4 protein-coding genes are annotated in these 4,487 nt (G+C 65.6%); all 4 read right to left on the bottom strand.

From position 1 onward, the window contains the following. A partial coding sequence (gene nadB, locus P3W97_RS08435) for an L-aspartate oxidase (protein WP_300845766.1) occupies window positions 1-1,605 on the bottom strand: 1,605 nt, incomplete at its 3' end. A 27-nt stretch (window positions 1,606-1,632) separates the two neighbouring features. Beyond that, window positions 1,633-2,481: a ScpA family protein gene (locus P3W97_RS08430; protein ID WP_300845764.1), complete on the bottom strand. Its 849-nt coding sequence runs from the start codon at window positions 2,479-2,481 to the stop codon at window positions 1,633-1,635. After that, window positions 2,478-2,690, bottom strand: a complete 213-nt coding sequence (locus P3W97_RS08425; protein ID WP_300845762.1) for a DUF3460 family protein — start codon at window positions 2,688-2,690, stop codon at window positions 2,478-2,480. The genes P3W97_RS08430 and P3W97_RS08425 overlap by 4 nt, the downstream gene beginning before the upstream one ends. 35 nt (window positions 2,691-2,725) lie before the next feature. Then, a complete protein-coding gene (locus tag P3W97_RS08420; protein WP_300845760.1) occupies window positions 2,726-4,393 on the bottom strand; it encodes a SulP family inorganic anion transporter in 1,668 nt (555 codons plus the stop codon). Between the last annotated feature and the right edge of the window lie 94 nt (window positions 4,394-4,487).

The following is a 4,487-nucleotide window of genomic DNA, read 5'->3' as shown; positions in this document are numbered from 1 at the left end:
CAGGATGGTGGGGCGGGCCTCGGGCAGGGTGTAGGGGTAGTCGCGGCTGTAGTGCAAGCCACGGCTTTCCTTGCGCCGCTGGGCGGAGCGCACGATCAGGTCTGCCACCTGCACCAGATTGCGCAGCTCCAGCAGGTCGCTGCTGACGTGAAAGCGAGCGTAGAACTCCTGAATTTCGGCCTGCAGCAGCGCGATGCGGTGTGCTGCGCGTTCCAGCCGCTTGTCGGTGCGCACGATGCCGACATAGTCCCACATGAAGCGGCGCAGCTCATCCCAGTTGTGGCTGATGACGATCTGTTCATCCGCATCGATCACCCGGCTGTCGTCCCAGGGTCGTATGGCGATCGGGGCGCAACGGGGTTGGGCCACCATGTCGCGCACCGCCGCGCGCGCAAACACCATGCACTCCAGCAACGAGTTGCTGGCCAACCGGTTGGCGCCGTGCAGGCCGGTGTAGCTGGCCTCGCCGACGCAATACAGGCCGGGCAGGTCGGTGCGCGCGCGCAAATCGGTCACCACGCCGCCACAGGTGTAGTGTGCCGCCGGCACCACCGGGATCGGCTCACGCGTGATGTCGATGCCGAATTCTGAGCAGCGCTTCAAGATGTTGGGGAAGTGCTCGTGCAAGAAGGCCGGCGGCTGGTGCGAGATGTCCAGATACACGCACGGGATGCCGTGCTTTTTCATCTCGAAGTCGATGGCGCGTGCAACGATGTCGCGCGGGGCGAGTTCGGCGCGTGGGTCGTGATCCGGCATGAAGCGGCGGCTGCCCAGGTGCGGTGGCAGCTTCAGGATGCCGCCCTCGCCGCGCACTGCCTCGCTGATTAGGAAGGTTTTGGCTTTGGGATGGTACAGACAGGTCGGGTGAAACTGGATGAACTCCATATTCGCCACCCGGCAGCCCGCGCGCCAGGCGGCAGCAATGCCGTCGCCAGTGGCGGTGTCGGGATTGGAGGTGTAGAGATAGACCTTGCCCGCGCCGCCTGTGCACAGTACGGTATGCGACGCTGCGAACACCTCTACCTGGTCGCGGGCCACGTCCAGCACGTAGGCGCCCAGCACGCGCCGGGGCAGCTCGCGGCGCTCGGCGTGACGGTCGCTCAAAATCAAGTCCACCAGCGCATGGGTTTCGAATACATCGATATGGGCGGCTGCGCGGACCCGTTCGATGAGTGTGTGCTGCACGGCCGCGCCGGTGGCGTCGGCGGCGTGCACGATGCGGCGGTGGCTGTGCCCGCCTTCGCGCGTCAGGTGCAGGCCTTCGCCTTCGACGGTAAAGGGGGTGCCCAGCTCGCGCAGCCAGGCGATGGCCTCGGGCGCGTGTTCGACGGTAAAACGCGTCGCATGGGGCTCGCACAGACCGGCCCCGGCGACCATGGTGTCGTTGATATGGTCCTGAAAGCTGTCGTCCTCGGCCAGCACGGCGGCGATGCCCCCTTGTGCCCAGCCGCTGGAGCCATCCGCGATGGAGCGCTTGGTGACAATGGCCACCCGCCAGTCCGACGGCAGCAGCAGCGCGGTCGTCAAGCCGGCCAGACCGCTGCCGATGATCAGTGCGTCGTAAATGTGGGGGGCAGGGGCGGCCAAGGCAGTAGACAGGTTCATGGCGACGGCAGGTCCGGTGCGGCTGGCTCAGGACGGCACATAGGCGAGTCGGACGTAAATGGGGGCGTAGGCTTCGGCCTGGGTCAGTTCGATCAGGTGCTCTTTAGCCAGTTCAAGCATGGCGATGAAGGTGACGATGGCCACCGCCACGCCCCGCGCAGGATCGAACAGTTCGCCAAATTCCACGAAGCGCCGGCCTTGCAACGTGCGCAGCACCAGACTCATGTGTTCGCGCACGGACAGGGTCTCGCGCGTGATGGTGTGGCGCTGCACCAGGCGGGCGCGGCGCAAGATGTCGCGCCAGGCGGCGCGCAAATCGTCCACCGACACATCCGGCCAGCGCGGCGCCAGCGACTGCTCGATATGCACCTGTGCGCGCCAGAAATCCCGCCCCAGTTGGGGCAGTGCGTCCAGGCTGCGCGCGGCGGACTGGATTTGCTCGTACTCCAGCAGCCGGCGCACCAGCTCGGCGCGGGGGTCCTCTGGCTCGCTGCCGTCCGCCGCCGGCTTGGGCGGCAACAACATGCGCGACTTGATCTCGATGAGCATGGCTGCCATCAGCAGGTACTCGGCCGCCAGCTCCAGGTTGCGGGCGCGTATCTGCTCCACATAGCCCAGGTACTGACGCGTGACCTCGGCCATCGGGATGTCCAGGATATTGAAATTTTGACGCCGGATCAGGTAGAGCAGCAGGTCCAACGGTCCCTCGAAGGCCTCGAGGAACACCTCCAGCGCATCCGGCGGGATATACAGATCCTGTGGCAGCGCGAACAACGGCTCGCCGTACAGGCGTGCGATAGCCACCTGATCGATGACCTCGGGCTGCACGGCCACCGCCTCGGGCGCGGGGGACAGCTCGGCCGGTGGGCCGTTCACTTCAGCGACGGCTCAGTCTGATAGACATAGGGTTTTTGCGGGACGCGCGCGCGCTGTGCATCGCGCCAGAAGTCGCGGTCTTGCGGGCGCTCCCACAGCAGCGCCCGGCCGGCGCGCTGTTCGGCCTCCAGCGCGGGCTTGCTGCGCTTGAGCGATTCGATGAATTGGGTGGCGTCGGACACGTAATCGGGCAGGCCAAGCAGATTCATGGGCGTTTTCGTGGGCGTTGCACAATCCCGCGATTTTAGGTCTTGGGCGCCAGGGACGACCAGCCGCCGAGTTGCGCCAGAAAGCCAGTGCGCCGCATGAGGGACAGCGGCTGGTCATGCAGATGATCGATGACCAAGCGGCCGCCGCGCCGTGCAATGGCGTCGTGTAGGCCGATCAGCGCATCCAAACCCGTGCTGTCCAGCAGCATCATGTGTTGGGCATCCAGGTGTACCTGAACGCCAGTATCGGCGGCCTCTATGGCTTGCAGCAAAGGGTCCAGTTTGGTCACGGCGCCGAAGAAGAGCGAGCCGTACAGGTCTGCCTCGATCCGTTGCGGCCCAGCCTGGCGCAGCGTGACGCGAAACAGACTGCTTTGTCGCCGAACGAACAGCACCACCGCCAACACCAGGCCCAGCTCGACTGCGACCGTCAGATCGAACACCACGGTCACGGCAAAGGTGCTCAGCAGCTTCAGCCGGTAATGGTGGCTGAAGTGCCTGAGGCGGGCAAACTCGCGCCACTCGCCCATGTTCCACGCCACGAACAGCAAAATGCCCGCCAACACTGCCAATGGCACATGGCGTGCCAGCGGTGCGGCCAACAGCACGATGGCCGCCAGCGTGATGGCGTGCACCATACCCGCAACACCGCTGGTAGCGCCGCTGCGGATGTTGGTGACGGTGCGGGCGATGGTCCCCGTGGCCGGCATGCCGCCGAAAAAGGGCACCAGCGTGTTGGCGATACCCTGTGCCATCAGCTCTTGGTTGGGGTCGTGCTTGCGCCCGCCCTGCAACTGATCGGCCACCCGTGCGCACAGCAGGGACTCGATGGCCCCCAGCAGCGCAATGGTCAGCGTCGGTGTGACGAGCTGGCGCACGGTCTGCCAAGATGTGTCGGGCCAAGCCAGGGCCGGCAGCGCTTGGGGAATGCCCCCAAAGCGGCTGCCGATCGTCTCTACGGGCCAATCCAATGCCCAGGCCAGCAGCGATAGGGTGGCCAGGGCCACCACCGGTGCCGGCAAACGCGAGGTCGCGCGCAGCGCGCTGACCCCTTCCAGCTTGTCGAGCCGCTGCCGAAAAGCCGAGTCCGTGGCCCATAGCCGGGGCCAAATGGCCAGCCCAAGCACGCACAAGCCCGCCAGTGCCACGGCGTAAGGGTTGAGGGTGGACAGGGCGCTGCCAACCGCGTGCAGGATGCCGAAGAAGTCGGCCGGCATCTTGGCCACCTGCAGCCCCAGCGCGTCACGCAACTGCGACAGCCCGATCAGCACCGCAATGCCGTTGGTAAAACCGATGACGACGCTGACCGGCACGAAGCGCACCAGCACCCCCAGGCGCAGCAGTCCCATCACGAACAGCAGCACCCCCGCGCACAAGGTGGAAACCAGCAAACCCCCGACGCCGTAGCGCTCGACGATGCCGTAAACGATGACGATGAACGCCCCAGCGGGTCCACCGATTTGGACCGAAGTTCCCCCCAACGCCGAAATGACGAAGCCCGCAATGATGGCCGTCCACAAACCGGCTTGAGGGGGCAAGCCGCTCGCAATCGCGAAGGCCATTGCCAATGGCAGGGCGACGATGCCAACCGTCAGCCCCGCACCCACATCTTTGATCAGCCGATCGCGGCTGTACGCGCGCAAATCCTGCAGTAAGCGGGGCTGAAAACGGGCGAGCAAAGACAACGAAACCTTACCGGCCATGTTTCATGCTACCACTTTTGCCGAGCAGACAGCCCGCCCGGTTTGGCGCGGCCCGATGGACCATGCGTTATCGGCAAAAGCTGCTGTGGCCGCC

This window comes from Tepidimonas sp., from assembly GCF_029335975.1.
In the GTDB taxonomy this organism is placed as follows: domain Bacteria; phylum Pseudomonadota; class Gammaproteobacteria; order Burkholderiales; family Burkholderiaceae_C; genus Tepidimonas.
Note: the sequence above shows the minus strand (reverse complement) of the source record. Positions and strands in the feature narration are given on the sequence as shown.